This is a genomic window from Verrucomicrobiota bacterium, assembly GCA_016871535.1.
Taxonomy (GTDB): Bacteria; Verrucomicrobiota; Verrucomicrobiia; order Limisphaerales; family SIBE01; genus VHCZ01.
This window is the reverse complement of sequence record VHCZ01000439.1, coordinates 1-2,225: the sequence shown is the minus strand read 5'-3', so window position 1 is coordinate 2,225 and position 2,225 is coordinate 1. Positions and strand designations below refer to the sequence as shown.

At 57.4% G+C, this 2,225-nt stretch carries 2 protein-coding genes; one reads left to right on the top strand and one right to left on the bottom strand.

Annotation, left to right across the window (positions count from 1 at the left end):
- Positions 1-840: 840 nt before the first annotated feature.
- Positions 841-1,656, top strand: coding sequence for a glutamate racemase (locus FJ398_27335; protein ID MBM3841591.1), 816 nt, complete (start codon positions 841-843; stop codon positions 1,654-1,656).
- Positions 1,657-1,663: 7 nt separating this feature from the next.
- Here the strand turns inward: FJ398_27335 and FJ398_27330 are convergent, their stop codons facing one another.
- Positions 1,664-1,915: a hypothetical protein gene (locus FJ398_27330; GenBank protein ID MBM3841590.1), complete on the bottom strand. Its 252-nt coding sequence runs from the start codon at positions 1,913-1,915 to the stop codon at positions 1,664-1,666.
- Positions 1,916-2,225: the final 310 nt, after the last annotated feature.

Sequence of the window (2,225 nt, the reverse complement as noted above, 5' to 3'; positions counted from 1 at the left end):
CTTTAGGTGAGCGTGCGGAAACTCAACCGTGAATGTCAGAACCCCGCCTGGATTGTCTGTTCCGTATCTGATGCGGTCTGGTCTGCGTCTTGATTTTGCCACAAAAGTCACGTGCCGCCTACGCTGATTAGACATTGTTTGCATCTCCATTGGCTCGTGCCTGACGAATTTCCTCTGCTCGCTTCATATCCCATAGCGCAACTCGAGCCTCTGAAGCTAATCTGTCTTCTCTGGCCTTGCGTCGCAAGCGCGCTCTCTCAACATCCTCGGCTGTCAAGGGACGTTTTGCCTTCTTGGCCCTCTGCTTCTTGGTGTAGGCAACTTCACAGTCAATACAGCAAAATCGCGCGCTACCCCACTTTTTGGGATGAAACTGATAACGCTTCCGGCAATTCCAACATCGACCGATCTCTACTTTCGCCGAGAAGAGATCAGGAAACGGTGACGCACAGCGGTGGGACATCATCCTCACTGTAAAACTCGCGTCGTTCAGTTTTCATGAGTGGCTGAAGTGCCAATTGCCAAACATAATTAATCATCCAGAAGTCAGTTACGACCAATTCGGGGTGGCCGCGGCCATCCACGGTTTGACTTGTCGGCGGGCCTCGGTGCGGTCATCGGCTGCATTTTGACTTCCTTCTGGAGTTTCAAAAGTGAATGTGGATGAAGGCTCAGCCGCTGTCAACTTGGCCGCCAGCCAGATTGAGCGAGGAGACCGGCCCGGAGGCGATGGCTTGGAGTGGCGGGCGGTCCGGGCCGATGAATTGGCCTGGCCGCGTCCGGGTACGATGTTTTTCGCGTGGAACGTTTCTCCGGGCTGTGGTTCTGTTCGGCCTTCAAATGAACGCGAACCGCGAATCGCCCATCGGCGTTTTTGATTCCGGCGTCGGCGGATTGACGGTGGTGGAGCAAATCCGCCGCGCGTTGCCGGGCGAGGATTTGGTTTATCTGGGCGATACGGCGCGTGTTCCTTACGGGACGAAATCCCCGAGCACCATCGTGCGGTTCGCGTGCGAAGATACGGCGTTTCTCCTGCGTCAGAACGTCAAGGCGGTGGTCATCGCCTGCAACACGGCCTCGGCCTGGGCGCTGGCGCAACTCAAGAAAAAGTTCGATCTCCCGATTTTTGGAGTCATCACGCCCGGCGCCCAGGCGGCGGCAAGCGTGACGCGGAATCGCCGGATTGGCGTGATCGGCACTTCCGCGACGATCCGAAGCCAGGCTTACACTCGGGAAATTCTAGCGCGAGATCAACGGGCGAAAGTGTTTGCGCGCGCGTGTCCGTTGCTCGTGCCGCTGGTCGAGGAAGGCTGGGTCAACCACGCGGTGACGCACCAGGTTTTGGAGGAATACCTGAAACCCTTTGACAAACACCGGATCGACACGCTGGTCCTCGGTTGCACCCACTACCCGTTGCTCAAACCGGCTATCCGGAAAATCCTGGAAAAGCGGGTGGCCCTGGTGGATTCGGCCGAAGCTTGCGCGAACTACGTCCGCGAACAACTGGCGCGCAGCGGTCTCCTCCGAACGGAGCGGCGCGCGGCCGGGACTCTCCAGCCATTTGTGACCGATGACGTCGGGCGGTTTGAGGAAATGGCCGGCCGCTTTCTGAGTTCGGCCCCCAAACGCGCCCGGAGAGTTGAGTTGGCGGCGTAATTCTGAATTAGCGCGGCGATGGCTTGCTTGCGGAGCTGCTCCCGCTTCGCTTTCCGCTCCCGCCTGCGGTCAGGACTGTGCCGGTCAAGAGCCCGACCGCGAAGAACGCGAAATACATGATGGCGGCTTTGCACTCGATCGCTTTGAGCAAAGGAGGCAAGGAGAACGTCACAGACTTCAAGTTGTTCATGCCCATGAGCACGAGAAGCAACAGGACCAGCAGGAGAAAAATCGTCTTCAACAACAGCTTGGCATTCATACGTCGCTAAACCGGCGCGAACCTAGGGAAGTCGGTTCCCCGCGTCAATGCGTGAAGAGTAAAACGTAAATCGTAAGAACGCTTCGCACGCCAAGCTTTACGAAAAGAGCGACACCGCGCTGCGGCGCTGGAACCGCAATCATGAGCCGATCCCCTGACGAGGGGAGCCGGCAACCCAAGGAATTTGGAGCATGGCCAAATTCGACTGCTGAGTTCACCGAAGGATATCGCACGGTGCGACGCCTTGATCAACGAACATCACTACCTTCACAATGTCACTTTGGTCGGGGAGCATCTACGCTATGCCTTT